Below are 23,648 nucleotides of genomic sequence, written 5' to 3' on the forward strand. Positions count from 1 at the left end.
AAGGATGTACAAGGAAATTATAAAAGGGGAAAATGCTTACGACTTAGGAACTTTAAATAAAGAGGATATAAGTGGAGCAAAAAAGGCAGCAGTGGTATTAATGACTATAGGTCCAGAGTTATCATCTAACATTTTAAAGGAGTTGTCAGATAAACAAGTACAGAGGATTGGAGTTGAAGTTGCCAATCTCCATAAGGTTACAGCAAAGGAAAGAAGAAAAATCCTAAAGGAGTTTTTAGATGTAAGAAACAGTAATGAATTCTCTATTGAGGGTGGTATTGATTATGCTAAAAGCTTACTACAGGGGGCCTTTGATGATTCAAAAGCTAGTAAGCTTATGGAAGGAATTAAATATGAGACTTATACAAAGGTGTTCACAGCAGCAAGAAAAGCAGATGCAAATCAGATAATGAACTGCATAAAAGGTGAAAGTGCTCAGACTATAGCAATTATTTTAGCACATATACAACCGGAAAAATCTGCGCAGGTTATTTGTAATCTGCAGCAGGAGCTTCAACGAGAAGTTGCTTTAAAGTTAGGAAGTATATCAACAGTTTCACCTGTAGTTATAAAGGCTGTTGATACAATTCTAGAGAAAAAATTAGTTGCATTAGGAGAAAAGAAGATAGAAACTTCAAGTGGATTTGATAGTCTTTTAGACATTCTTACAAAGGTGGATGGAAGAACTGAGAAAAATATTATGAACTTCTTAGAAACTGAAAACAATGATTTAGCAGAAAAAGTTAAGTCAAGTATGTTTGCCTTTGAAGATATTGTTGGGCTCGATAGCCTATCAATTCAGAGAATTCTTAAAGAAGTTAACCTTAAGGATGTGGCGGTTGCTCTTAAGGGTGGAGATGGAGAAATATCTGAAATTATATTTAAAAATCAATCGATGAGGGCTGCAGAGGTATTAAAAGAAGAAATCGAATTACTTGGAGCTGTTAAGGTATCACAAGTTGATGAAGCTAAGCGTAATATCGTTAAAGTTATAAGAAGACTTGAAAGAGAAGGCCTGGTAAGTATAGCTAAGGGAGCGGAGGATGAGTTCGTTGTCTAGAAGCAATAATGTACTTAGAAACAAGGAAATACACATTGACGGTAAGGTAAGCTTGAAGGTTTCCTCAGGGGGAGAAATTTTAAGTATTCCAGACAGGCTGATAAAGGAAAGAGAAGACATAGAGAATAAAATCAAAAAAGCTAAAGAGGAATATGAAAAAATCCTTATAGAGCTTGAGGAGCAAAAGGAAAGTATCATATCAGAAGCTAACGAACAAGCAAAGGTAATAGAGAAGAAAGCTTATGAAACAGGCTATGAACAAGGTACAAAAAATGGTTATGAGGATGGATTTAAAGAAGCCTATGAGAAAAATGTAGATAAAGCTATGGCAGACAGTGAAAAGGTTAGAGAAGAATGCTACAGTACTCTTTTAGAAATTCAAAGTCAGGCCGAAGCTTACATAATAGAAAATAAAAAAAATATCCTTGAAATAGGAATAACCATTGCAGAACAAGTACTTAGAGATAAATTTGAGGAAAAAGATGCAATGAATGCCCTTCTTGAAAATGTAATAAAGGAATTTAATCAAAAGAAGGATTTAATCATTAAAGTAAATCCAATCTATATCGAAGAGCTTCAGAAAAGTGTGAAGGAGATGATAGATAAATTTGATCTATCACAAAAGATTTTTGTTATTCCGGATGGAGTCATAGCAAAGGGAAGTGCAGAAATAGAAACTACTGGAGGAAAATTAACTGTTGGTATAGATAGTGTTTTAGAAAAGGTTAAAGCAGAGCTGCTATAGAGGAGGAAATATGATATCTATAGATTTTAATAAAACACTTGAAAAGATAAAAAATATTACACCCTACATTTCAGAAGGTAAGGTAAAGAAGGTAATAGGGCTTACAGTGGAAGTTGAGGATTTAAAAACATCTGTAGGAGAGCTTTGTACGATTTACAATCAAAGCAATCATCCTATAAGCTGTGAGGTTGTTGGCTTTAGAGAAAATGAAATAATTCTCATGCCACTAGGTACTTTAGTGGGAATAGGTCCTGGCTGCAGAGTTGTGGCAAGTGGAAATCCATGCAGTGTTAAATGCAGTGATGAACTTTTAGGAAAGGTTATAGATCCGCTGGGGTCACCTATAGATGACAAGGAGATAGTCACTGGAGAAAGGTATAGTTTGTTTAATAAACCACCAGATCCAATGAAAAGAAAGAGAATAAAAAATATAATGCCTACGGGGATAAAGGCAATAGATGGTTTTATAACTTGCGGAGAAGGTCAAAGAATAGGGATATTTGCTGGAAGTGGGGTTGGAAAAAGTACGACTCTTGGAATGATAGCAAAATCTGCAGAGGCAGATGTTAACGTAATTGCTCTTATAGGGGAAAGGGGCAGAGAGGTTTTAGATTTCATAGAAAGGGATTTAGGTCCGGAAGGAATGAAGAAATCTGTTGTTGTATGCGCAACTTCAGATAAGCCGCCTTTAGTAAGACTTAAAGGAGCTTTAACGGCAACCTCCATCGCTGAATACTTTAGAGATCAAGGGAAAAAAGTAATATTAATGATGGATTCCGTAACAAGATTTGCAATGGCACAAAGGGAAGTTGGACTTGCAATAGGAGAACCACCAGCACAAAAGGGGTATACACCATCAGTGTTTGCGGAGCTTCCAAAGCTAATGGAAAGAACAGGAGTTTCAGATGTTGGCTCAATTACCGCCTTTTATACAGTGCTAGTGGATGGAGATGATTTTAATGAACCTATAGCTGATGCTGTAAGGGGAATACTTGATGGACATATTGTTTTATCAAGAGAACTGGCTCATAAAAATCATTACCCAGCAATTGATGTTTCTAACAGTGTCAGCCGTTTAATGAATGATATTTGTGAGGAAGAGCATAAGAAAACTGCATCATATGCGAGAGATTTATTGGCAACCTACAAGGAAGCAGAAGATTTAATTAATATTGGGGCTTACGAGCATGGATCAAATCCGAAGATTGATAGAGCTATAGAGTATATAGATAGTATTAATGGCTTTTTGAAACAGGGAATTGATGAAAAAAGTTCCTTTGAGGAAAGCGTAAATAGTTTGTTAAACATATTTAGATAGGGGGATTAAACTTGGATAACTTTAAATTCAGACTTCAAAAGGTGTTGGACATAAGAGTTAAAAATGAAGATGAAAGTAAGGTAAAGTACTCTAAGGCTCAAAGTGAAAAAAGAGCTGTAGAAAAAGAATTAGAAGATTTAAAGTTAAGCTATCAAAAATATTCAGATACCATTGATATAGAGGATGGTGTTGGAAGAAGTATAGTTTCAAATTACTTGAGCTTTGTATCTAATATGATTGAGAAAACAGATAATGAGTTAAAAGAAAAAGAGGTTCTAGTGAATGAAGCGAGACTTGAACTTCTTAATAATCAGATTGAAAGAAAGTCTATAGAAAAACTAAAAGAGAATAAATATAAGCTCCACAAAAAGGAAGTTGACCAGAAAGAACAAGCTATTAATGATGAGTTTGGAATATATTCTTATTTTAGAAATGTAGTTCAAAGCATTTAGGGGTTAATGAGTATGAAGATAGATATGTTAGCAATGTCAGTTAATTTTGCAAGTGGTGAGGATATAAAAACAGATAAAGGAAATGGTGATTTTTTCAAAGTTCTTACTAACAAAATAGAAGGTTCTGCTTCTGAAGAAATGACAAATATAGATGAAACTAAAGATATTGACGGCGAAAATAATGCAGAGTATGACCTTATAGCATTAATGGCTTCAATATTGAACAATTTAGGAACAATTGAAAATAATCAAGCAGCAATAGTTGAAGACATTCCTGAATTGACCATAAATCTGGAGCTAGTTAAGAATATGGCTCTTAAGGCAGAGGAAACAGAAGGGCTTAATTTAGAGAACCTTGAGGAAGTTTTTAAAGAAAGTGAAGTTGAGGAATTCTTTAGTGGATTAAATTTGAATTTGGATGACATTGCCTTAAGTAAAGAAGAAAGGAATCAGTTGTTCCTAAAGCTTTTAAACAAGATAGGTGATGGTAAAGAAATTGCTAATGTAGATGGAGAAGTTGAATTTAAAACAGAGGACGCTAATAAATTTCAGAATGTAACTGGAGAGATCTTTAAGGATTATAAGACTAGTAATGAAATTCAGCAAGGCAATGATAATTTGTTTGGAGTTGGTTCCTTTAAACATAGGAATATTATAGTTGAAGAAAAACCATCAAACCCACAGGGTGAGCTTAGTTTATTAAACAGAATAGCCTTTTCTTCAAACAATATAACAGAAACAACAAAAGAAGTAGCACCAGTAGTGGTGAGAAATGAATATTTAGGGTCTGATGTTCTAAAAGTTGTGAAATATATAAGTAATAACAGGATAGAAGAACTAAATGTGAAAATTACCCCAAGAGAACTGGGAGAGGTCAATATTAAGCTTTTAAAGGCTGAGGATAATAATGAATTAATTATAACTTTAACCAACAAGAAGGCTTATGAACTTATAAAGGAAAATGTTACTGATATAGAAAAGCATTTGGCTAGTTTAGATATAAAAGTAAAAGAGGTAGTAGTTCAAGTTAAAAATGAAGTATTCAGCGATATGGCAGGAAGCTTCAATGAGCAGTTTAGCAAAAACAGTTCAAGAGAAGGGAAAAAGAGTAACCTTCCAAAGGAAGGCAGTTACTTAGAAGAAGAGCAAGAAAATCAAAAGGATGAGTCTAATATTAATTTGTTAGTGTAGAAGAAATGTTTATTACATTCATAAGAACATAGGGGAGGTAATCATGGAAATAAGTAACGTAAGAAGCTGGTCAGATAAAACGGAAAATGGAACGCCAATAGTGCAGCCAGGGAAGGAAACTAATAAGGATATATTTCTTCAAATGCTTGTTGGACAGATGACGAACCAGGATCCATTTAATCCTCAAGATCCAACTCAATACATTACTCAGTTAGCTCAGTTTACGACCTTGGAGCAGATGATGGAAATGAATGAAGGAATAGAGTATCTGGTTGGAATAAATAATGGTGTTTTAATCAATAGTGCATTATCAACCTCATCAGCTTTAATAGGTAAAGAAGTTGAGCTTTGTGTTCCAGATGAAGAGAATAAGGGGGAAACTAAAAGTTACTCGGGAACACTTAAGAGTGTATCCATTAAAGATGGAACTGTTTATTTAGAAGCTGAGCTTAGTGATACAGGAGAGATAAAGGAATTTCCATATTCCTCATTAGTTAAGGTGAAAGATAATACTGAAAAGTAAAAGAATAAGTGTAAAGGGGAGAAAACAAAGATGTTAAGATCAATGTATTCAGGAATAAGTGGAATGAAGGCAAATCAAACAAAGATGGACGTAGTAGGTAATAACGTGGCAAACGTTGGAACTACAGCCTTTAAAAAATCAAGTGCAAGATTTACAGATGCTTTAAATCAAACAATGATTCATGCTAGTGCACCAACAGGTGGAATTGGGGGAACAAACCCAGGACAAGTTGGAATTGGAACTAAGGTGGCAGGAATTTACAAATATATGGGGCAAGGTTCTTTACAACCAACAGGTAGAGTAACAGACATGGCAATAGATGGAGATGGATTCTTCGTAGTTGAAAAGAAGGGTGAAGTGGCATTTACAAGAGATGGATCATTTTCTTTAGATAAGGATGGGAACTTGGTAACTGCTGATGGATACAGAGTTGTAGATGATGCAGGAGATCCAATAATTATACCAACAACTATTAACGATGCAGGGGAAGATAAGAGTGTAATATCTGTAACAGTTTCTAAGGATGGTACCATTTCTTTAGGTCTTGAAGATGGTACAAAAATAGAGGATCACGCAAAGCTTAGAATTGCTGTATTCCAAAACCCAGAAGGGTTAACTGCACTATCAGGAAACTTGTATGGTCAGTCTGCAAACTCTGGTGATGCAATATATGATGCAGAATACGGTTCAATAATTCAGGGAGCAATAGAAATGTCTAATGTAGATTTATCAGAAGAGTTTACAGATATGATAGTTACAACAAGAGCCTTCCAGGCATCAAGTAAAGTAATCACTACAAGTGATGAACTTTTACAAGAAATTATAAATCTTAAGAGATAAGTAAGAGGTTAGTTATGAAAAGAAAAGATATATTAACACCAATAGGAATCCTACTTGGTGCGGGACTTATTATTTATAGTATATCTGATGGAGCTGTTGGCCTTAAAGGTTTCTATGATCTTTTATCCATATATATAACTGTTGGAGGATCATTTGCAGCTTTAATAATTACTTATCCATTAGATGAAATAAAGTTAGTATTAAGAATGACTAAAAATATTTTTGAAACGCCTGCATTAAAAAAGGTTGAGATGATAGAGACTTTTAAGGATTTATCTATTGATGCTAGAAAGAATGGCCTTCTTTCATTAGAAGGCAGAATAAACCAAATTGATGATGATTTTATGAAGACAGGTTTAGAACTAGTTGTTGATGGAATAGAGACAGATTTAATTGTTGAGATAATGAATAATAAAATTGATGAAGTAGTTAATAGACATAATAAGGGTGCTAAGGTTTATAAAACTTGGGCAGCATATGCACCAGCTTTTGGTATGATAGGAACTTTAATAGGGCTTATACAAATGCTTGCAGAACTTGATAACCCTGATATGATAGCGGTTGGTATGGCAAAGGCCTTAATAACAACCTTCTATGGAGCACTAATGGCAAATTTAATACTAAATCCACTAGGATATAATCTTCAAAATAAAGGTGAGAAAGAGGCTGCAAATAGAGATATGATGCTTGTTGGAATTTTAAGCATTAAAAATGGAGAAAGCACAAGGGTTTTAGAAGAAAAGCTAATGAGCTTTTTAACAGAAAAAGAAAAGCGTGCATATTTAGGAAGTAAAAGAATGGATAAGAAGGTAGATAGAGATGTCGCGTAAGAAAAGAAGCAACGATGAGGGTTTAACAAGTTCTTGGATGGACACTTATGCAGATACAATTACTTTATTACTTACATTTTTTATATTACTATACACCTTCTCAATAGTTGATAATGAAAAGCTTCAGACAATTGCTCAAGCTTTAAAGGGTCAGATAGAAGGAACTCCTATGACTAATGAACAGACAGAAGCTTTACCTGATGATTTTGTTTCGGGAGTTGGAGTGAAAAATCCTTACGACCAGTTGGTTGAAAAGGTTACAAGTGTCTTAGAAAAGAATGGATTAAGTGATGTTGTAAAAATAAGAGAAGAAGATGCTGGAGTAATTCTTCAGTTAGGGGACAGTATCTTATTTGATACAGGACAAGCTGTTTTGAAGGAAGAATCATATCAGGTTCTTAATGTAATAAGCACCATAATACCACAGGTTGATAATGAAATTATGGTGCAGGGCCATACAGATAACAGGCCTATAAGTTCTGATAAGTATCCTTCTAACTGGGAGCTGTCTTCAGCTAGGGCTCTTGCTGTTGTTAAGTATTTTATTAATGAAAAAGATCTTGGTGCAGATAGATTTTCAGCGACAGGATATGGTGAACATAGACCATTGGTAGAAAATACATCAGTTGAGAACATGGGAATTAATAGAAGAGTTGATATTTTAATAGTTCAACAAAAGGAGACTGAAGAATAGGATATGGATAAAACACTTATGGAGTATTTAATTAATATTATTTTATTAGTACCAATTGTTTTGTGTTTAATAGTGGTTTCATTAAAACTGAGTAAAAAGGGTGTAGATACCTTCAGTATGAAGAGTTATGCCCAGGTAATAGAAAGGTTTAGCTTAAATAAAGATACAACTCTATATGTACTTAAGCTAGGGACTACTGGCTGTGTACTAATTTCTTCAGCTCATAACACTCAGATAATAAAAGAGTTAGATGAAAATGAAATAGAAGAAGTAATCAGGATGAAAAAAGAAAAACAGACTGTAATAAATCTATCAAAGCTACCAGGTTTTGATGTAAAGAGTTTAGTAAATAAAGGGATTGTAAGGGGAAAAGAAGATGGACATACTAAAGGAAATTTTAGCTAATAACACAAGTTTAACCCCAAGCATGCAGATAGTTTTCTTTATGACATTTCTCATGTTCTTGCCAACAGTAGTAATGATGATGACAAGCTTCGTAAGGATAATAATTACATTTTCATTTATTAAATCAGCTTTAGGGGCTCAGCAGAGCATTCCAAATCAAATTTTAGTTGGATTAGCTCTTTGTATGACTATCTTCATAATGAGCCCTGTTATTTCGGATATTAATAAAAATTCTATTCAGCCATACATGAATGAAGAAATAAGTGATGAAGAAGCTTATGTGCAGTTGAAAAAGCCTATAGCGGAATTTTTATTAAAGCATACGAGGCAGGAAGATTTAGAGCTTTTTGTAACTAATTCAAGTATAGATGCTGAAAATATTCCTAAGGAAGAGCTACCATTAAATATAATTGTTCCGGCATTTGCTATAAGTGAATTGAAAACTGCTTTTCAGATAGGCTTTATAATTTATGTTCCATTCTTAGTTATAGATTTAATTGTATCCAGTACATTGATGTCTATGGGGATGTTTATGCTTCCGCCAGCAATGATATCACTCCCATTTAAACTATTACTATTTGTGATGGTTGATGGATGGAACCTATTAGTAAAATCTTTAATTGAAAGCTTTGTGGGATAGGAGAACAGCTATGAGCGAAATAATTATAATGACAATTGTAAAAAAAGCTTTAGTGGCAGGAATTATGGTTGCAGGCCCAATTTTAATGATATCGTTGATAGTTGGACTTATAATAAGTATTTTTCAAGCTACAACTCAGATTCAAGAGCAGACATTAACCTTTGTACCAAAGCTTATAACAATAATATTAGTAATGGTAATCTTGGGACCTTGGATGTTAAATAAACTAGTTTTACTAACCACTGAGTTATTTAGCATGATAAGTACCATAACAAGGTAATGAATATGTTATTTGTATTTTTTAGAATATCAGCCTTCTTTTTGGCTGCAAATGTATTTTTCCCAAGCAGAACACCTAAGCTTTTCAAAGTATGTTTTTCATTGCTTATCTCTGCCATGTTAGGAGTTAATATTGAGGTAAGTATAGCAGCAGGGACTACTTATGAACTTGTAGTGTTTGCAATTCTTGAAACAGTTAATGGCTTAGTTTTGGGATACATAGTAAATTTATGCTTCTACTCCCTGAAGATGGCTGGAAATTTAATAGATTATCAAATAGGTTTATCCATGTCTAGTACTTATGATCCTAATACTAATGCAAATGCAACTATTATGGAGAATTTTATGTACTTCATTGGATTAGTAGTGTTTTTTGGATTAAATGCTCATCATGTGATGATAAATTCAATCTTAAACAGCTTTGAGATTATCCCAATAGGATACTCAATTATAGATAATAATTTTGGATATATAATGAAAGTGTTTATAGAGTATTTCATTATTGGTATAAAGATAGCGAGTCCAATAGTTCTTATTCTTATTGTGACAGATTTGATTACGGGAATAATTTCAAGAAGTATTTCAGGGCTTAACGTTATGATAATAGGAATGCCCCTTAAAATGCTGGTAGGTCTTATTTTTATTATAGCAGCGTTACCTTTTGTAATTAATGAAATACAGGAGATATTTAAAGGCTTAGGAAATGTTCTAGATGGTAGTCTAACCTTTAATCTTCAATTGTTGACAAGTTACTGGATGTAGAAATTAATGTTAGGAGAGAAAGAGAGTGTCAGCATCAGATAAGACGGAGCAGCCCACCCAAAAGAGAAAGCAAGATGAGCGGAAAAAGGGGAATGTTGCAAAGAGTAAAGAGGTTTCAAATGCAATAACCTTAGCCGCAGGGGTATTTACAATTTTTATACTTGCTAATAATGGGATAAGGTATCTTAAATTATTTATTGCATCGTTTCTAAAGATAGATTTTACTGCTGAGCTTAGTAGTAATTTTGCAGGAGGGCTATTAAAGGAAGGAATCTATGCTTTTGTTAAATTGTTTTTTCCAGTAGCACTTGTAGTAATGATTTTTGGGGTTGCATCTCATGTTATGCAATCAGGTTTGTTATTTAGTAAAGATGCTTTAAAACCTAAATTTTCAAAGCTTAACCCTATTGAGGGACTGAAGAATATGTTTTCGCAAAGATCTTTAGTAAATTTAATCAAAAATACAGTGTTGTTAATTGCCTTAGGATACATTGGATTCACCTTTGTTAAAAGCAATTACACAGACATATTAAAGATAGGGAATGTGCATTTCCCATACTTATTTTACACGGTTATAGCATTAATAAAAAAGTTATTTATAGTAGCAATACTTATTGCAGTAGTGATTGCAGTATTTGATTTTGCTTATCAGATATACTCCCACAAACAGAAGCTGAAGATGACAAAGCAGGAAGTAAAAGAGGAGTATAAACAAATGGAGGGAGATCCTCTTGTAAAATCTCAAATTAGACAAAAACAAAGACAGATGTCTGGTCAAAGAATGATTCAAAATGCAAAAGAGGCAACAGTTATAATTACAAACCCAACTCATATCTCCATTGCAATCAAATATGAAAGTGGAGTTGATGCAGCTCCGATAGTTATTGCAAAGGGAGCTGATTTACTAGCTAAGAAAATTAGAGAAATAGCTAAGGAAAATGATATACCAATAATCGAAAATAAACCGCTTGCAAGGTTAATATATAAAGAAGTTGATGTTGACCAAGAGGTGCCATCAGATATGTATGAAGCAGTAGCTCAAGTCTTGGTTGCTGTATATAAGATTAAAAATAGATATAAGAAAAATTATTAGGAGAGTTGAGAATGGAGAAATTAAGCATCAAGAATAGATTTGACATAATTGTGGGCTTTGGAGTAATCGGAATAGTACTTATGATAATAATTCCTTTACCACCGTTTATCTTAGATCTTCTGTTGGTTTTAAATATCAGTTTATCAGTACTAATTTTGCTTATGACACTTTTTTCAACGAGTATACTACAGTTATCAATATTTCCAACAATATTATTGATAACAACCCTTTTTAGATTAGGTCTTAATATTTCATCAACAAGGCTTATTTTAGGAGAAGGTTATGCTGGTAGTGTAATTGAATCCTTTGGAAGTTTTGTTGTAAGGGGAAATTATGTAGTGGGAATAATTATATTCCTCATAATTATAATCATTCAGTTTGTAGTAATAACAAATGGTTCAGGAAGGGTTTCAGAGGTATCTGCAAGGTTTACCTTAGATGCTATGCCTGGTAAACAAATGAGCATAGATGCAGATTTAAATGCGGGAATGATTGATGAAAGAACAGCAAAAAAAAGAAGAAGAGAATTGCAGCAGGAAGCCGATTTTTATGGGTCTATGGACGGTGCATCTAAATTTGTTAAGGGAGATGCTATCGCAGGAATTATCGTAACCATTATAAATATAATTGGTGGAATGATAATTGGGGTAATGATGTTTGATATGAGCTTTGGAGAAGCGGCAGAAACCTTCATAAGACTCACTATCGGAGATGGTCTTGTTAGCCAGATACCTGCGCTGCTTATCTCAACATCGGCAGGTATTTTAGTTACAAAGGCTGTTGGAGATGATAATGAAAGTTTTGCAAGCATGGCCGGACAACAGCTTACGGCTATTCCAAGGGCAATAATGATGACGGGTGTAGTACTTATAATTTTAGGTTTAATGCCGGGATTGCCTAAGTTACCATTATTTACTCTTGCTATTGGTTGTATATTAATTGGAATAACCTTAAATAAAGATAAAAAGGAAATTGAAGAAGCTATTGAAAGTAAGGAAATTGCCGTTGAAGAAACAGGAGCAATAAATGAAGTTGAAGATGTATCAGAACTTTTAAATGTTGAACCTTTAGAGGTGGAAATAGGCTACGGCTTAATTCCATTAGCAGATGAAAGTAATGGTGGAGATTTACTTCAAAGAATATCTTCAATAAGAAGGCAGTGTGCTATTGATATGGGAATTATTGTTCAGCCCATAAGAATAAGAGACAACCTTCAGTTAAATCCAAATCAATATTGTATCAAGATAAGAGGAAACAGAGTTACAACATATGATCTTATGCCAACCATGCTTTTATGTATGGATCCAATGGGGTTAGGGCTTGACATAGAAGGTATAAGAGCTATTGAACCAAGTTTTGGATTAGAAGCTGTATGGATAACCAAGGATAAGGTTGAAGAAGCTGAACTTCGAGGATATACAATTGTAGATCCATCAACCATATTAGTTACACACTTATTAGAAATAATCAAGGATAAGGCCCATGAATTAATTGGAAGAGAAGAAGTTAAAGAAATAATAGATGCAACTAAGGCAAGATACAGTGTAGTTGTTGAAGAACTTATACCAGACTTAATGACTTTAGGTGAAGTTCAGAAAGTATTTCAAAATCTTCTTAGGGAGAAGGTGGCAATTAAGGATAGGGTGACAATACTTGAAACCTTAGCTGATAGTGCAGTGAATACAAAGGATATAGAACTTCTTACAGAGTATGTGAGAATGGCTTTAAGTAAAGGGATTTGTTCAGAACTCGTGGATGACAGTAATTACATAAATGTGGCAACTTTATCAGGAGAGGTAGAAAGACTTATTGCAAATAACCTTCAAAAATCAGCTAATGGAACCTATCCAGCAGTTGACCCAGAAAGTACAAATAAAATTTTTAACAGTATAAAAGACATAAGTGAAAATGTTGATTTTTATAATAATAGACCAATAATTTTAGTGTCACCAAAGATAAGAGCACCATTTAAAAGACTTGTTGAGATGGTATTTCCCAATATTACGGTATTATCTTTAAATGAAATACCGAATGAAATACAGATAAAAGCACATGCAATAGTTAATATATAGTGGGGAGGTAATTAAGTTGAATAAAGCTGAGAAAGAGCAATGTGTACTAGATAACATTAATTTAGTGAGATATATAGCATCTAAATATTATACAGAAAGTATAGGGATTGAGTATGAAGATTTAGTAAGCTATGGAACCATGGGTTTAATCGATGCTGCAAATAAATATGAGGACGATAGAAATTGTAAGTTTTCAACATTTGCGTCTATGAAGATAAAAGCCTTTATAATAGATGAAATAAGACGACGTTCTCCAGTTTCAAGGAACGATGTTGCAAATATAAACAAATATAATTATGCAGTAAAAGAGCTTCAAAACAACTTATTTAGAGAACCTACAGAATTAGAAATATCAAAATTTTTAAAGGTATCTACTGCTGAGGTGAAAAAAATTGAAACTAATATACATATAATGACTACCACATCTTTAGATACAGTGATTTTCCAAGGAAATAATGATATAACACTGATAGATACAATAAAGGCTGATGAAAGTTCATTGCCAGATAAAAAGATTGTAGAGGATGAAAAGATAGACATACTAGCAAAAGCAATTGAGATGTTAAAGGAAAAGGACAAGCTAGTACTTTCCTTATATTACTATGAGGAGCTGACCTTAAAGGAGATTGGAAAGGTTCTTGAGGTATCAGAGTCTAGAGTGTGCCAGCTTCACAGCAGAGCGATAGTAAACTTGAGAAATGCAATGAATAAATTAAATTATAATATAGCTTAAGGAGGCAACTATGTTAAGAGGAATGTATTCGTCAATTTCTGCCATGATAAATTTACAGGCCAGCCAAAGTGTAATAACAAATAACATGGCAAACATAAACACTACAGGCTTTAAAAGTGAAACCTTAATATCTAAAAGCTTTGATGAGCTAGTATTGAGCAATAGAGATAAGTATGTTAATGGACAAGGTAAAAAACAGGAACTTGGAAGTTTAAATCCTGGAGTGAGAATAGATGAAGTTAATACTAACTATACTCAGGGAACTATAGTTTCAACAGACAATGACACTGACTTTGCTTTAAATGGAAAAGGCTTTTTCACTATTGAAGACAGAGAAGGAAACAGACGTTACACGAGAGATGGTGTTTTCAAGGTAAATAGCATGGGATATTTGGTAACAACTACTGGGGATAGTGTTCTTGGAGTTAACCAAGCCACTAATGCACTGGAGCCTATATACGTAGGAAATCAGAAGATATCTATGGATAATAGAAATAATATTTTGCTGGATTCAAGGCTTGCATATAGATTTAATATTGTAGATTTTCAAGATTATAACACTTTAAATAAAGTAGGTCAGAATCAATTTGAAGGAAACAATCCAGTAACAGCAAATAATTATAATATACAAAATAGAGTTAAAGAGACCTCAAATGTAGATCTTATAGATGTAACTTCAGCTTTAATGACAAATATGAGAGCCTTTGAAGCAAATCAAAAGGTTGTCCAAATTATGGATACAACTTTAAGTAAGATAGCAAATGAAATAGGATCTATTAGATAGGGGGTAGACTGATGTACGGAATGATGAATGTAAGCAAGTCTGGAATGAGTGCTAATCAAAACAAAATAAATGTAATTTCTAATAATATGGTTAATTCAACTACTACTGGATATAAGAGATTAGAGGTTGAGTTTCATGACTTGGTCAGAGAAGGGTTAAACAGGGATTCTTACCCTGTTAATAAACTAAATACTAATATTGGGACAGGCGTAAGAAGCGGTAATGAAATAAGAAATACTATGCAAGGCAGTTTAAAGCAATCTGGAATTAAAACAGATTTGGCAATAGATGGTGAAGGACTTTTTAGAGTTATAAGACCTAATAATACTTATGCATATACAAGAAGTGGAGAGTTTGCCATTGATTCTAGCGGAAAACTTGTGGATGATGCAGGGAATATATTAGATATACAGTTTTATAATAACAATAGTTATGCAACAGCAGGATTGACTAATGAAAATTTTACTGTAGATAAGAGTGGGCAAGTATATGCTGGCAATGAGTTGATAGGAAAAATAAATTTATATACTGCAACAGGTGATAATGACTTTTTATCAGCAGGTGATAGTTTATTTGTGACTAAAGACGGTGCGAATTTAAATGTAGTAAATGGTTCAAGTATAATGCAAGGATATACAGAGATGTCTAATGTTAATTTAGGACAGGAGATGACTGATTTAATTTCAGTTCAAAGAGCTTTTCAGTTAAATAGCAAGGGAATTACAGTTGCTGATGATATGTGGTCAATGATAAATAATCTGCAATCAAGGTAAGAAAGAGGATATAACATGGAAGATATAAGATTATATGACTTTAAAAAGAGTGAAAAATTCTCCATAGAGAATATTAGATATTTTGTAGCTATGGCTGAGGAATTTTGTAAAACTTCGAATATGCAGATAAGCTATGAGACTAAAAGTGATAATTTTAAATTAGATTTAGAAAAATCAAGTCAGACAAATTTTGGGGAATTTATAGAAAAGGTAAATAGTAATAATGTAGTGGTAGAATATAGGGTTTATCCGTTAGTAGAGAATTTAACCATTTTCTTTGATAAGCATGTGGTACTTAGCCTAGTGGATTCATTATTAGGTGGTAGTGGAAAAATTGATTCTATTGATAGGGAGCTTACCAATATAGATTTAGAATTATTTAAGTATTTAGCAGAGTGTTTACTGAGAAGAATATATATACCTTATCATCATGAGAATATAAATATTGTTGATATATATACAAATACAGTTCAATATCAGAAGCTTACCAATAAAGACGTTATTTTTGAAGCTGCACTAAAGGTGGCTTTACAGAAAGAGTCACTTGGTATGGTTAGATTCTGTATGCCTTACAAAAACATGGAGTCAGTACTTGGAGATTTAGTTAATAATAATATCAAAGGACTGAATAGATTAGATGAAGAGGGAGAAAAATTATTATCTAAGGAAGCTTTAGATTTCACGAGAAATGTAGATGTAGATATCTGTGCAAAGCTTGGTGGAGCAACAGTAAGCATTAATGACTTATTAAATCTAGAGGCAGGAGATGTTATTCTTTTAGACCAGAGAATTTATGATGATATAACTATAAGTGTTGGAGATGCCGATGTATATAAGGCTAAAGCAGGATTATTAGGAATAAAAAAAGGTGTTGAAATAACTGATATAATTGATAAGGAGAGATAACAATGAATGATAAAATAGCTAGAGTATTAGATATACCAATAGAGATTACTGTGGTCCTAGGAAGAACTAAAATGGCTTTAAGTGAAATTTTGGAGCTGGGAAGAGGTTCTTTAATTGAGCTTGATACTTTAGATAATCAAGAAGTTGAAATATTAGTAAATGAAAAGAAAATAGCTTATGGACAAGTTGTTGTTGCTCAACAGAATTTTGGAATTAAGATAACTAAGGTATTAGAGCCAGATGACTTAGTTAAAACTTTGAGATAAGCTTTTAAAATTTTAATTTGAGGTGTGTGATGAAAATAGACAATGCAATTTATAGATGTAATAGATATGTAGCATATGTAGTTCTAACTGCATATGTAATTCTATTTATATTTTTATTGCCACAAAAATTTCGTGTTGAAGAAATCATTGACACATCGACAGAAATACAAGAAACGGAGGAACTTATTGAAAGTAATCATTATTATATTAGTGGTGTTCCTTCAATAAATCAATTTCCAGAGCTTCCTACAGGTTGTGAAGTTACAAGTTCAGCAATGCTTTTAAATTTTTATGGGGTAAGTGTTGGTAAAGAAACTTTGGCAGATGAAGTTTCAAAAGCTGCCTTACCTGGATTTAAAAATGGCAGAATTGAAGGTGAAAGTCCTTATGAGTACTTTATAGGTAATCCTAGAGATAATAATGCCTTTGGCGCATTTAATCAACCTATGTTTAATTTGATAAATAGGTATATAGCTGCTGAAAATATTACTGGCTGTGAATTTTCGCAAATCATTGAAAAAATTAAAAATGGACAACCTGTCATGGCATGGATAACGAGAGACTTAATAGAGGTACAATATACAAGCAGCTGGTATATAGAAAATGAAGAATTCTGGTGGCCAAGAGGTGAACATACTGTTGTTATTACTGGAGTTGAGAAAGGTATAGTGATAGTTAATGATCCTTATGATGGTCAAGAAAAGCGATATGAATTAGAGCGCTTTAAAAGCGTTTGGGAAGCTATGGGAAGACAGGCTATTGTTATTTCAAAGTAAAAGGTGTGAACTTGTTTCACATCTTTTTTTATAACTAAAATCATACTCTTTTTATTTTGGGTAACTCTATTATAAAAGGTGGTGATTTGATGATACTTAACTTAGAAAGTGGTTGTCATGAAATTGGAAAAAAGCATGGAACTATTATGGAAGGTAGCATTGAACTAAGTAATGGAACAAAATGTTTGATTTTTGCTCATTATTGCGATAGTACATTATTTTATAAAGATTTTTTCAGGATTTCAAAAAATATTTTTAAAGTAAATAAATCAATAAAAAGGAATCTTAAAGAAGTAAAAAAAGAAGTAAAGAAGCGAGGATATAAAGATGTTTGGACAAAGGGAGCTTTCTCTTTTTATGGTGATCTAAGGCCATTAGCTGTAAAGGCTGACTTTGGGAAGTGGGGAAAGAATGGAATTATTGAGAATGAAAAATATGGCTCGAATTTTTTAATATCAGCTGTTTTCTATAAACAATCTTAAACACCTAAATTAATTTAAATATAATAAAATGTAGAAAATTACTCTAGAATTTCATAGGGTTATTAATAAGAAGGTGGACAAAATATTTTTAGGATAGTTCATATCCTCAAATTATAATTTTTAAGGAGTGATAAATCATGAGTGAAAAGCATTGTTGTGGTTGTGGTTCAAAACAAGATAAAGAAAAAAAGGCTAATAGTTGTGGATGTAGTCATAAAAAAGAGAAGAAGGCTCAAAATATAAAAGAGTATAATTCTACTTGTCATTAGTAGAGATACTATAGAATACTGATTATTATTAATCTGGCGGAGAAGAAAAGAAACCCAGCCGGCAGCTTTAGTGCTGCCGGTTCTTTTTAGTTAATTTTGCATATTTTATGTCCACAATTATCACATTTATAATAGGTTTTACCATATTGATTATTATCATATACGTGATTGAATTTTTTCATAGTATATCCACATACTTCACAGGGAAATGTTTCAGGAATATTTGATTTATTGTTTTTTCTCATATTTAAAGTAACTCCTTAATCAGCTTCATTTAGTATATTATATATTTGTCAGAAAATATTTGACAAATTGGAAAGGTTAAATATTTCTTTTAACTATGATATCATCATATTAAAGAGATTTGAAGTGAAGTAGGTGTGTTATGGAGAAGTTAAATTTTAAAGGGTTAACAGGACATATAGTTACAAGAGATGTTTTCAGCTATGAGGAAGATAGAAAGCAATGGAATAGAGCTGTTAAAAAATATCCGTTAGCAATTGTATATTGCTTAGAGGAAGAGGATATTATTAATGCAATAATATGGGCTAGAAAAAATAAAGTTGGAATTAGAGTAAGATCTGGTGGACATCATTATGAAGGGTACTCTAATGGTAATGATGTTTTAATTATAGATGTAAGTAGAATGAATAATATTATGTTAGAGGAAGAAAAAGGGGTTCTTACAATTCAGGGTGGAGTTAGGAATAGGGAGTTATATGAAGCTACAGGAAAGGCCGGTTATCCTTTTCCAGGAGGGGGATGCCCTACCGTAGGTGCAGTAGGTTTTACTTTAGGTGGTGGATGGGGATATTCCGCCAGAATGTTTGGGTTAGGCTGTGACAGCTTAATAGGGGCAGAAATCATTGATTATAAGGGTGAAAAAATAATTGTTAGTGAAGTTGAGAATAAAGAATTGCTTTGGGCATTAAAGGGTGCTGGTGGAGGCAATTTTGGAGTTGTCACATCATTAACCTTCAAGCTTCCAGAAAAGGTTCAGAATGCAACTTTAATTAACATAGATTGTCCTAAATTGCCGAAGGAAGATAGAGTTCAATTATTTTTAATTTATCAGCAGCTGTTTAAAACCTTGGATAATAGATGTAATTTGAAAATGGCAGTATACAATTCAAAAGAGAAAGGAATTGGCGTTAAATTCACAGGCATATTTTATGGTACGAAAAAAGAAGCGAATTTAGCGATTATGCCAATAAAAGAGTTTCATTGTGACCTATGTATAACAATGAAGTATATGAGTGTATTTAAGGTTAACGAAGAAATCCAAGATAGTCATCCAGATTATGAAAGCTATAAATCAGGAGGCCGATTTGTATTACGAGATTACTCAAGAGAAGAAGCAGAAGAGCTTGTGAGTTTAATAGAAGATAGTGCAGAAGGATCAACCTATGCAGCAATATCTTTATATGGTTTAGGGGGTAAGGTGCATGAAGGCAATAAGAAATTGTCGGCATTTGCTTGGAGAGATGCCCAATTTATTATGGGGATTCAATCAGTCTGGGAAGATTCGATGTATGCACAAGGAAATAGAGCTTGGACAGTTGAAAAGTATAATGTAATTAAGAAATATACAAAGGGAGCTTTTGTTAATTTTCCACTTGCAGAGAATGAGAGTTATTTAGAGGATTATTATAGGGATAATAAAAAAAGATTGAAGGATCTTAGAGAAAAATATGATCCATATAGAATTTTTGGTTTTGAACAGGGATTATAAAAATAATAAAGCCGCGAGTGGGATTTCGCGGCTTTACATTATGGATAATTATATAACTCTAGGGCTACGCTTTAAGTGATAGTCTAAATCTTTGATTTAGTTACTCAAGATCACTCCTTTGAATAAATATAAGAAGGAGTTTCCTTAACCATTAATTTGGGGGGGATAAAGGTTAAGGCAGGTTATAGCCATAGAGTATGTATATTTCTGTTTTCAAAAGAATTATAAAAGATGATTGTAGTTTTAGATAGGCTGCAGCCAAGTATTAGCTTGACTGTAGCCCTATTATTTTAAATTACATATCTATAGGTTTGTGTTAAGGTCTTTCTTCACAACCACTTGGGTTATCTACTAGAGTAGCAAAGTTATATCTATGAGCATGATTACGTGCAGCACCAAGTGTCCTTTGAGTACATCCAGATACACGGTGAATGTGTTTTCCATTTCCGATATATATTGCAGGTCCTGTAGTATCACAGATTTCATGGAAATGTCCATTGAAACTTTCAGTGTTTATATATAATTTATGAACGTGTGATTTGTCACAAGGTATAGCTCTTCCAGTAACACCAAAGAAGCCATGATTGTGTCCTAAATTATTTCCTGTATTTCCGATGAATCCGTGAGTGTGAGTTGGGAATCCATCTCTGTCACATCTGTCATCCCTGTCACGTCTGTCGTCTCTATCACATCTGTCATCCCTGTCATCTCTGTCACATCTTTCATCTCTATCGCATCTGTCGTCTCTATCATCTCTATCAAAATCACCATTAAAGAAAGAATTATTAAATCCTTGATTACACATTATTTTCCCCCCAGTATGCCGTAAGCATAGTATATACTATGAAAAAAACTTAAAAATGTTACTTTAAATTCTTGTTAATAAAAAATAAAACTTGTTTATTAGTTAATTTATCACCTTAAACAAATATTAAGTTATACAATGAAGTTAGAACTCTATTATATAATAAGGTATATTATAACTTTTAAAATCAGGAGGTATCTAGATTATTAAGTGTAATATTGATTAAGTATATATTGACTTTTATTAAGTGGTAAAGTACCATTAATGTACATAGATTTGAAAATATGAAGGCGAGGGAATTTGGTGAGTGTCTAGTATCTAGTAGATAGTAAAATTTAAATTCAGCAAAAATGGTGTGTTTTGCACCTTTATTTGTCGCGGAATTAATTATATCTATTAAAAAGATACGAGGAACCACGAATTTACTGTAAGATAGTATATCTATCTTTAAATGAAACTTCGAAGGAGATTTAGGTATTCGAGCTTATTTAGCAGAATACCGATTTAAAGTGATTTTAGAAGAAGTTTTGTTGTTATGTGAAGGTAAGCTGTGGTAGTATCCATAGCTTTTTATATTTTTCGAATCTATGAAGATTCGTGACCTCATAATTATTGGGAGGACAGAGATGAATAAAGATACTTTAGAAAAATTACATTATGATGAATTGAAGGAAATGGTTAAAGCTCACTGTGTCAGCGGACTTGGAAAGGAGTTAATCGATAAGCTGCAGCCAAGCAATAATATTAAGCAGATTAATAGAATGCTGGATGAAACTTCTGAGGGGAGAAGACTTATTGATGCATCTTATCATATGCCTCTAAAGGGTGTGTTTAATATAAATCCATTAATAGATAAAATTGAAAAAGGCGGGGTTTTAGAGCCTGATGAGCTAATCACAATGGATAACTTCTTACGTGGTTGCAGAGGCGTAAAAATCTTTATAAAGGATAAAGAAGGCTATGCACCTACTTTAAGTGCCTATGGGGAAAATATTACAGAGTTAAAATATATAGAAGAAGAAATTGGAGTTTCAATAAAAGGAACTATGGTTGATTCTAATGCCAGTAAAGAACTGGGAAAGCTTAGAAGGAATATTGAAAACTGTGAGAGTAAGATAAAAGAGAAGCTTGAGAAGTTTATTAGAAGTTCAGCCAATAAGGAGATGCTTCAGGAAACCTTTGTCACCCAGAGAAATGGAAGGTATACTGTACCAATAAAAGCAGCCTTTAAAAATCAAGTGCAAGGCACTATAGTTGAAGTATCTTCAAAGGGTACAACAGTTTTTGTGGAGCCCTCATCAATCTCAAGATTTACTTCAGAGCTTTCCATATTAAAGGCTGAAGAGTCTGTAGAAGAGTATAGGATATTAGCACTCCTTACGGAATTACTTCATGAGAGACTTAAGGAGATAAAAATTAATATAGAGGTAATTTCAGAGTATGATATGATTTTAGCTAAAGCAAAGTATAGTAAAGAAATTGATGGAATAAAGCCAAGACTTAATGGAAGAGGCTATATTAATATTAAGAAGGGGAGATATCCCCTTATTGAAAAGGGAGTACCTTTAAATTTTGCTATTGGAGAAGATTATAGAAGTTTAATTATTACAGGACCTAATGCAGGTGGAAAAACAATTGTGCTAAAGACTGTAGGATTATTGACATTAGCAGTTCAAAGTGGATTTCACATAGCTGCTGAAGAGGGCAGCGAAATTGCTGTATTTGATAAAATATTTGTAGATATAGGCGATAACCAAAGTGTGGAGAATGCATTAAGTACCTTCTCATCTCATGTTAAGAATCTAGGAGCTATATTAAAAGAAAGTAACAAGAACACCCTGCTTCTATTTGATGAAATCGGAAGTGGAACAGAACCTAATGAAGGCGCTGCTTTAGCTATAGCTGTTTTAGAAGAGTTTTATCACAAGGGTTGTATCACTGTTGCTTCTACTCATTATGGTGAGATTAAAAATTTCTCGCAGAATCATCCTGATTTTGAAAATGCTGCAATGGAATTTAAGAAAGAAACCCTTGAACCTCTTTACAGACTTCATATTGGAAGGAGTGGAGAAAGTAATGCTTTATATATATCTAAGAAAATGGGGATTTCTGATGAAGTTATAAAAAGAGCACAAAGATATATTAATAATAAAGATTATAACTATGATATTCTAAAAGAAAGCAAGAAAATCATGGCATCAGAGGAAGAGAAGGAAGTTAAGCTTTATAATGGGTATAGCCAAGGAGATAGAGTTATTGTTTTAGATAAAAATACTTCAGGCATTGTTTATAAGGAAGCTGATAGATTTAATAATATTGTGGTGTTAGTTAAAGATGAATTTATAGAAGTGAATTGTAAGCGTGTTAAGCTTGAAGCCAGTGCGGTAGATTTATATCCAGAGGATTATGATTTTAATCAGCTTTTTGTGAAGTATAAAGACCGAAAGCTTGAACATGATATTGCAAGAGGTTCGAAAAAAGCCTTAAAGAAGATACAAAAAGAGATGAAAGATCGTAAGGAAATAAATTAAAAATAAGCTGCGTCCTTAAATAGTAAGGAGCAGCTTATTTTTAAGTGAATAATCAAAATTAACTTTGGTTACTCAAACTTATTGGGTGGATAATTCCTTTAGATAGAATGAGGAGAAGCATTTTTAATAATATCTTTTAGAGACTACTTGAGTTTCTACTACATCTACTCCAGTTATAAAATCTTCTCGAATGAAACCTTTTATATTCACCGTTTCATTCATTATTAATTTAACACCGTACCAAGAAAGTTCATAGGCTTCTACGTAATCAGTGATTTCTAATTTCGTATTAGATGGAAGACTACGAAGAGTGGCGCTATTGCTAAGTGGTGCAATATATAATGAACATGGTCTTATGGTGTAGCCTGCATTGTATGGCTTAGTTTTATAGTAGATTTGTATATTATCAGTTGGTTTATTTATGGAGTTTATCTGAGCCGTTAAATCACTATTTTGTCTTGATAGTACTCTGGTTTGTAAGTTTAATTTATTGTATCTATCAATAAGAAGATAATAAGAGATTCCTAAGCCACCAGTGACCAGGAGTAAGATGTAAATAAAGATAGTTTTAATCATAAATTCCCTCCATAAAAGCGTTTGATTGTATAAATATATTCAATTAGTTTGTATAATAGACATATAACAGAATTTTAAATAAAGAGATATTGAATTAATATATGGGATATG

At 32.9% G+C, this 23,648-nt stretch carries 27 protein-coding genes; 25 read left to right on the forward strand and 2 right to left on the reverse strand.

The genetic code is table 11. The features are described from left to right. Nucleotides 1–4 precede the first annotated feature (4 nt). The 24 genes from fliG to BN1075_RS01630 all read left to right on the forward strand — a co-directional run bounded on the left by fliG (nucleotide 5) and on the right by BN1075_RS01630 (nucleotide 19,625). The gene (fliG, locus tag BN1075_RS01525) at nucleotides 5–1,060 is read left to right on the forward strand and encodes a flagellar motor switch protein FliG (RefSeq protein WP_042386790.1); all 1,056 of its coding nucleotides are present in this window, start codon (nucleotides 5–7) and stop codon (nucleotides 1,058–1,060) included. Then, nucleotides 1,053–1,805, forward strand: a complete 753-nt coding sequence (locus tag BN1075_RS01530) for a FliH/SctL family protein (RefSeq protein WP_040191256.1) — start codon at nucleotides 1,053–1,055, stop codon at nucleotides 1,803–1,805. The genes fliG and BN1075_RS01530 overlap by 8 nt, the downstream gene beginning before the upstream one ends. A gap of 10 nt (nucleotides 1,806–1,815) precedes the next feature. Then, nucleotides 1,816–3,123, forward strand: coding sequence for a flagellar protein export ATPase FliI (gene fliI / locus BN1075_RS01535; RefSeq protein ID WP_040191257.1), 1,308 nt, complete (start codon nucleotides 1,816–1,818; stop codon nucleotides 3,121–3,123). 11 nt (nucleotides 3,124–3,134) lie between these two features. Next, nucleotides 3,135–3,575 carry a flagellar export protein FliJ gene (fliJ, locus tag BN1075_RS01540; protein ID WP_040191258.1) on the forward strand — a complete coding sequence of 147 codons (441 nt, stop codon included), beginning with the start codon at nucleotides 3,135–3,137 and terminating at the stop codon, nucleotides 3,573–3,575. 12 nt (nucleotides 3,576–3,587) lie between these two features. Then, complete coding sequence (locus tag BN1075_RS01545; protein WP_040191260.1) at nucleotides 3,588–4,766, forward strand: flagellar hook-length control protein FliK; 1,179 nt, start codon at nucleotides 3,588–3,590, stop codon at nucleotides 4,764–4,766. Nucleotides 4,767–4,809: 43 nt separating this feature from the next. Continuing rightward, the gene (locus tag BN1075_RS01550; RefSeq protein ID WP_081911456.1) at nucleotides 4,810–5,289 is read left to right on the forward strand and encodes a flagellar hook assembly protein FlgD; all 480 of its coding nucleotides are present in this window, start codon (nucleotides 4,810–4,812) and stop codon (nucleotides 5,287–5,289) included. Nucleotides 5,290–5,319: 30 nt separating this feature from the next. Then, nucleotides 5,320–6,129 carry a flagellar basal-body rod protein FlgF gene (flgF, locus tag BN1075_RS01555; protein ID WP_040191261.1) on the forward strand — a complete coding sequence of 270 codons (810 nt, stop codon included), beginning with the start codon at nucleotides 5,320–5,322 and terminating at the stop codon, nucleotides 6,127–6,129. Nucleotides 6,130–6,143: 14 nt separating this feature from the next. Continuing rightward, complete coding sequence (locus BN1075_RS01560) at nucleotides 6,144–6,959, forward strand: motility protein A (RefSeq protein ID WP_040191262.1); 816 nt, start codon at nucleotides 6,144–6,146, stop codon at nucleotides 6,957–6,959. Further along, on the forward strand, nucleotides 6,949–7,653 hold the full coding sequence (locus BN1075_RS01565; RefSeq protein ID WP_040191263.1) for an OmpA family protein: 705 nt from the start codon (nucleotides 6,949–6,951) through the stop codon (nucleotides 7,651–7,653). The genes BN1075_RS01560 and BN1075_RS01565 overlap by 11 nt, the downstream gene beginning before the upstream one ends. A gap of 3 nt (nucleotides 7,654–7,656) precedes the next feature. After that, nucleotides 7,657–8,058, forward strand: a complete 402-nt coding sequence (locus tag BN1075_RS01570) for a flagellar biosynthetic protein FliO (protein WP_040191265.1) — start codon at nucleotides 7,657–7,659, stop codon at nucleotides 8,056–8,058. Continuing rightward, nucleotides 8,030–8,698 carry a flagellar type III secretion system pore protein FliP gene (gene fliP, locus BN1075_RS01575; RefSeq protein WP_040191266.1) on the forward strand — a complete coding sequence of 223 codons (669 nt, stop codon included), beginning with the start codon at nucleotides 8,030–8,032 and terminating at the stop codon, nucleotides 8,696–8,698. The genes BN1075_RS01570 and fliP overlap by 29 nt, the downstream gene beginning before the upstream one ends. 10 nt (nucleotides 8,699–8,708) lie before the next feature. Then, complete coding sequence (gene fliQ / locus BN1075_RS01580) at nucleotides 8,709–8,978, forward strand: flagellar biosynthesis protein FliQ (RefSeq protein ID WP_040191268.1); 270 nt, start codon at nucleotides 8,709–8,711, stop codon at nucleotides 8,976–8,978. Nucleotides 8,979–8,983: 5 nt separating this feature from the next. Continuing rightward, nucleotides 8,984–9,739 (forward strand): flagellar biosynthetic protein FliR, encoded by a 756-nt coding sequence (locus BN1075_RS22055; RefSeq protein ID WP_052406327.1) that lies wholly within the window; start codon nucleotides 8,984–8,986, stop codon nucleotides 9,737–9,739. Between the two features lie 25 nt (nucleotides 9,740–9,764). Further along, nucleotides 9,765–10,832, forward strand: a complete 1,068-nt coding sequence (gene flhB / locus BN1075_RS22060; RefSeq protein WP_052406328.1) for a flagellar biosynthesis protein FlhB — start codon at nucleotides 9,765–9,767, stop codon at nucleotides 10,830–10,832. Nucleotides 10,833–10,843: 11 nt separating this feature from the next. After that, nucleotides 10,844–12,904, forward strand: coding sequence for a flagellar biosynthesis protein FlhA (gene flhA, locus BN1075_RS01590; protein ID WP_040191269.1), 2,061 nt, complete (start codon nucleotides 10,844–10,846; stop codon nucleotides 12,902–12,904). Between the two features lie 16 nt (nucleotides 12,905–12,920). Then, nucleotides 12,921–13,637: a sigma-70 family RNA polymerase sigma factor gene (locus BN1075_RS01595; protein ID WP_148315435.1), complete on the forward strand. Its 717-nt coding sequence runs from the start codon at nucleotides 12,921–12,923 to the stop codon at nucleotides 13,635–13,637. A gap of 10 nt (nucleotides 13,638–13,647) precedes the next feature. Then, entirely contained in the window at nucleotides 13,648–14,421 is a 774-nt protein-coding gene (locus BN1075_RS01600; protein ID WP_040191272.1) for a flagellar hook-basal body complex protein, read from the forward strand. A gap of 11 nt (nucleotides 14,422–14,432) precedes the next feature. Beyond that, complete coding sequence (locus BN1075_RS01605; protein WP_040191273.1) at nucleotides 14,433–15,194, forward strand: flagellar hook-basal body complex protein; 762 nt, start codon at nucleotides 14,433–14,435, stop codon at nucleotides 15,192–15,194. A gap of 15 nt (nucleotides 15,195–15,209) precedes the next feature. Next, the gene (locus BN1075_RS20515) at nucleotides 15,210–16,100 is read left to right on the forward strand and encodes a FliM/FliN family flagellar motor switch protein (protein ID WP_052406329.1); all 891 of its coding nucleotides are present in this window, start codon (nucleotides 15,210–15,212) and stop codon (nucleotides 16,098–16,100) included. Between the two features lie 2 nt (nucleotides 16,101–16,102). Next, nucleotides 16,103–16,366: a flagellar motor switch protein FliN gene (fliN, locus tag BN1075_RS01615; protein WP_052406330.1), complete on the forward strand. Its 264-nt coding sequence runs from the start codon at nucleotides 16,103–16,105 to the stop codon at nucleotides 16,364–16,366. 29 nt (nucleotides 16,367–16,395) lie between these two features. Beyond that, on the forward strand, nucleotides 16,396–17,142 hold the full coding sequence (locus BN1075_RS01620; protein ID WP_052406331.1) for a C39 family peptidase: 747 nt from the start codon (nucleotides 16,396–16,398) through the stop codon (nucleotides 17,140–17,142). Nucleotides 17,143–17,231: 89 nt separating this feature from the next. Further along, a complete protein-coding gene (locus BN1075_RS01625) occupies nucleotides 17,232–17,624 on the forward strand; it encodes a hypothetical protein (RefSeq protein ID WP_040191275.1) in 393 nt (130 codons plus the stop codon). Nucleotides 17,625–17,761: 137 nt separating this feature from the next. Then, entirely contained in the window at nucleotides 17,762–17,893 is a 132-nt protein-coding gene (locus tag BN1075_RS22315) for a hypothetical protein (RefSeq protein ID WP_268871530.1), read from the forward strand. A 385-nt stretch (nucleotides 17,894–18,278) separates the two neighbouring features. Continuing rightward, nucleotides 18,279–19,625 carry an FAD-binding oxidoreductase gene (locus BN1075_RS01630; RefSeq protein ID WP_040191276.1) on the forward strand — a complete coding sequence of 449 codons (1,347 nt, stop codon included), beginning with the start codon at nucleotides 18,279–18,281 and terminating at the stop codon, nucleotides 19,623–19,625. Between the two features lie 316 nt (nucleotides 19,626–19,941). Here BN1075_RS01630 and BN1075_RS20520 read toward each other — a convergent pair whose 3' ends face one another. After that, on the reverse strand, nucleotides 19,942–20,430 hold the full coding sequence (locus BN1075_RS20520; protein ID WP_052406332.1) for a YmaF family protein: 489 nt from the start codon (nucleotides 20,428–20,430) through the stop codon (nucleotides 19,942–19,944). A gap of 626 nt (nucleotides 20,431–21,056) precedes the next feature. On the opposite strand from BN1075_RS20520, the gene BN1075_RS01640 reads away from it, so the two are divergent. After that, nucleotides 21,057–22,961 carry an endonuclease MutS2 gene (locus BN1075_RS01640; RefSeq protein ID WP_040191277.1) on the forward strand — a complete coding sequence of 635 codons (1,905 nt, stop codon included), beginning with the start codon at nucleotides 21,057–21,059 and terminating at the stop codon, nucleotides 22,959–22,961. 123 nt (nucleotides 22,962–23,084) lie between these two features. Here BN1075_RS01640 and BN1075_RS01645 read toward each other — a convergent pair whose 3' ends face one another. Beyond that, nucleotides 23,085–23,537 carry a hypothetical protein gene (locus BN1075_RS01645; protein ID WP_040191278.1) on the reverse strand — a complete coding sequence of 151 codons (453 nt, stop codon included), beginning with the start codon at nucleotides 23,535–23,537 and terminating at the stop codon, nucleotides 23,085–23,087. Nucleotides 23,538–23,648 lie beyond the last annotated feature (111 nt).

Source organism: Clostridium culturomicium (assembly GCF_000821305.1).
Taxonomy (GTDB): domain Bacteria; phylum Bacillota; class Clostridia; order Clostridiales; family Clostridiaceae; genus Clostridium_J; species Clostridium_J culturomicium.

What these genes read in the sequence shown, in the direction of transcription:
- fliG (WP_042386790.1), top strand. Translation starts at nt 5, where the DNA reads ATGTACAAGGAAATTATAAAAGGGGAAAATGCTTACGACTTAGGAACT.
- fliI (WP_040191257.1), top strand. Translation starts at nt 1,816, where the DNA reads ATGATATCTATAGATTTTAATAAAACACTTGAAAAGATAAAAAATATT.
- BN1075_RS01545 (WP_040191260.1), top strand. Translation starts at nt 3,588, where the DNA reads ATGAAGATAGATATGTTAGCAATGTCAGTTAATTTTGCAAGTGGTGAG.
- BN1075_RS01550 (WP_081911456.1), top strand. Translation starts at nt 4,810, where the DNA reads ATGGAAATAAGTAACGTAAGAAGCTGGTCAGATAAAACGGAAAATGGA.
- flgF (WP_040191261.1), top strand. Translation starts at nt 5,320, where the DNA reads ATGTTAAGATCAATGTATTCAGGAATAAGTGGAATGAAGGCAAATCAA.
- BN1075_RS01560 (WP_040191262.1), top strand. Translation starts at nt 6,144, where the DNA reads ATGAAAAGAAAAGATATATTAACACCAATAGGAATCCTACTTGGTGCG.
- BN1075_RS01565 (WP_040191263.1), top strand. Translation starts at nt 6,949, where the DNA reads ATGTCGCGTAAGAAAAGAAGCAACGATGAGGGTTTAACAAGTTCTTGG.
- BN1075_RS01570 (WP_040191265.1), top strand. Translation starts at nt 7,657, where the DNA reads ATGGATAAAACACTTATGGAGTATTTAATTAATATTATTTTATTAGTA.
- fliP (WP_040191266.1), top strand. Translation starts at nt 8,030, where the DNA reads ATGGACATACTAAAGGAAATTTTAGCTAATAACACAAGTTTAACCCCA.
- fliQ (WP_040191268.1), top strand. Translation starts at nt 8,709, where the DNA reads ATGAGCGAAATAATTATAATGACAATTGTAAAAAAAGCTTTAGTGGCA.
- BN1075_RS22055 (WP_052406327.1), top strand. Translation starts at nt 8,984, where the DNA reads ATGTTATTTGTATTTTTTAGAATATCAGCCTTCTTTTTGGCTGCAAAT.
- flhA (WP_040191269.1), top strand. Translation starts at nt 10,844, where the DNA reads ATGGAGAAATTAAGCATCAAGAATAGATTTGACATAATTGTGGGCTTT.
- BN1075_RS01600 (WP_040191272.1), top strand. Translation starts at nt 13,648, where the DNA reads ATGTTAAGAGGAATGTATTCGTCAATTTCTGCCATGATAAATTTACAG.
- BN1075_RS01605 (WP_040191273.1), top strand. Translation starts at nt 14,433, where the DNA reads ATGTACGGAATGATGAATGTAAGCAAGTCTGGAATGAGTGCTAATCAA.
- BN1075_RS20515 (WP_052406329.1), top strand. Translation starts at nt 15,210, where the DNA reads ATGGAAGATATAAGATTATATGACTTTAAAAAGAGTGAAAAATTCTCC.
- fliN (WP_052406330.1), top strand. Translation starts at nt 16,103, where the DNA reads ATGAATGATAAAATAGCTAGAGTATTAGATATACCAATAGAGATTACT.
- BN1075_RS01620 (WP_052406331.1), top strand. Translation starts at nt 16,396, where the DNA reads ATGAAAATAGACAATGCAATTTATAGATGTAATAGATATGTAGCATAT.
- BN1075_RS01625 (WP_040191275.1), top strand. Translation starts at nt 17,232, where the DNA reads ATGATACTTAACTTAGAAAGTGGTTGTCATGAAATTGGAAAAAAGCAT.
- BN1075_RS22315 (WP_268871530.1), top strand. Translation starts at nt 17,762, where the DNA reads ATGAGTGAAAAGCATTGTTGTGGTTGTGGTTCAAAACAAGATAAAGAA.
- BN1075_RS01630 (WP_040191276.1), top strand. Translation starts at nt 18,279, where the DNA reads ATGGAGAAGTTAAATTTTAAAGGGTTAACAGGACATATAGTTACAAGA.
- BN1075_RS20520 (WP_052406332.1), bottom strand. Translation starts at nt 20,430, where the DNA reads ATGTGTAATCAAGGATTTAATAATTCTTTCTTTAATGGTGATTTTGAT.
- BN1075_RS01640 (WP_040191277.1), top strand. Translation starts at nt 21,057, where the DNA reads ATGAATAAAGATACTTTAGAAAAATTACATTATGATGAATTGAAGGAA.
- BN1075_RS01645 (WP_040191278.1), bottom strand. Translation starts at nt 23,537, where the DNA reads ATGATTAAAACTATCTTTATTTACATCTTACTCCTGGTCACTGGTGGC.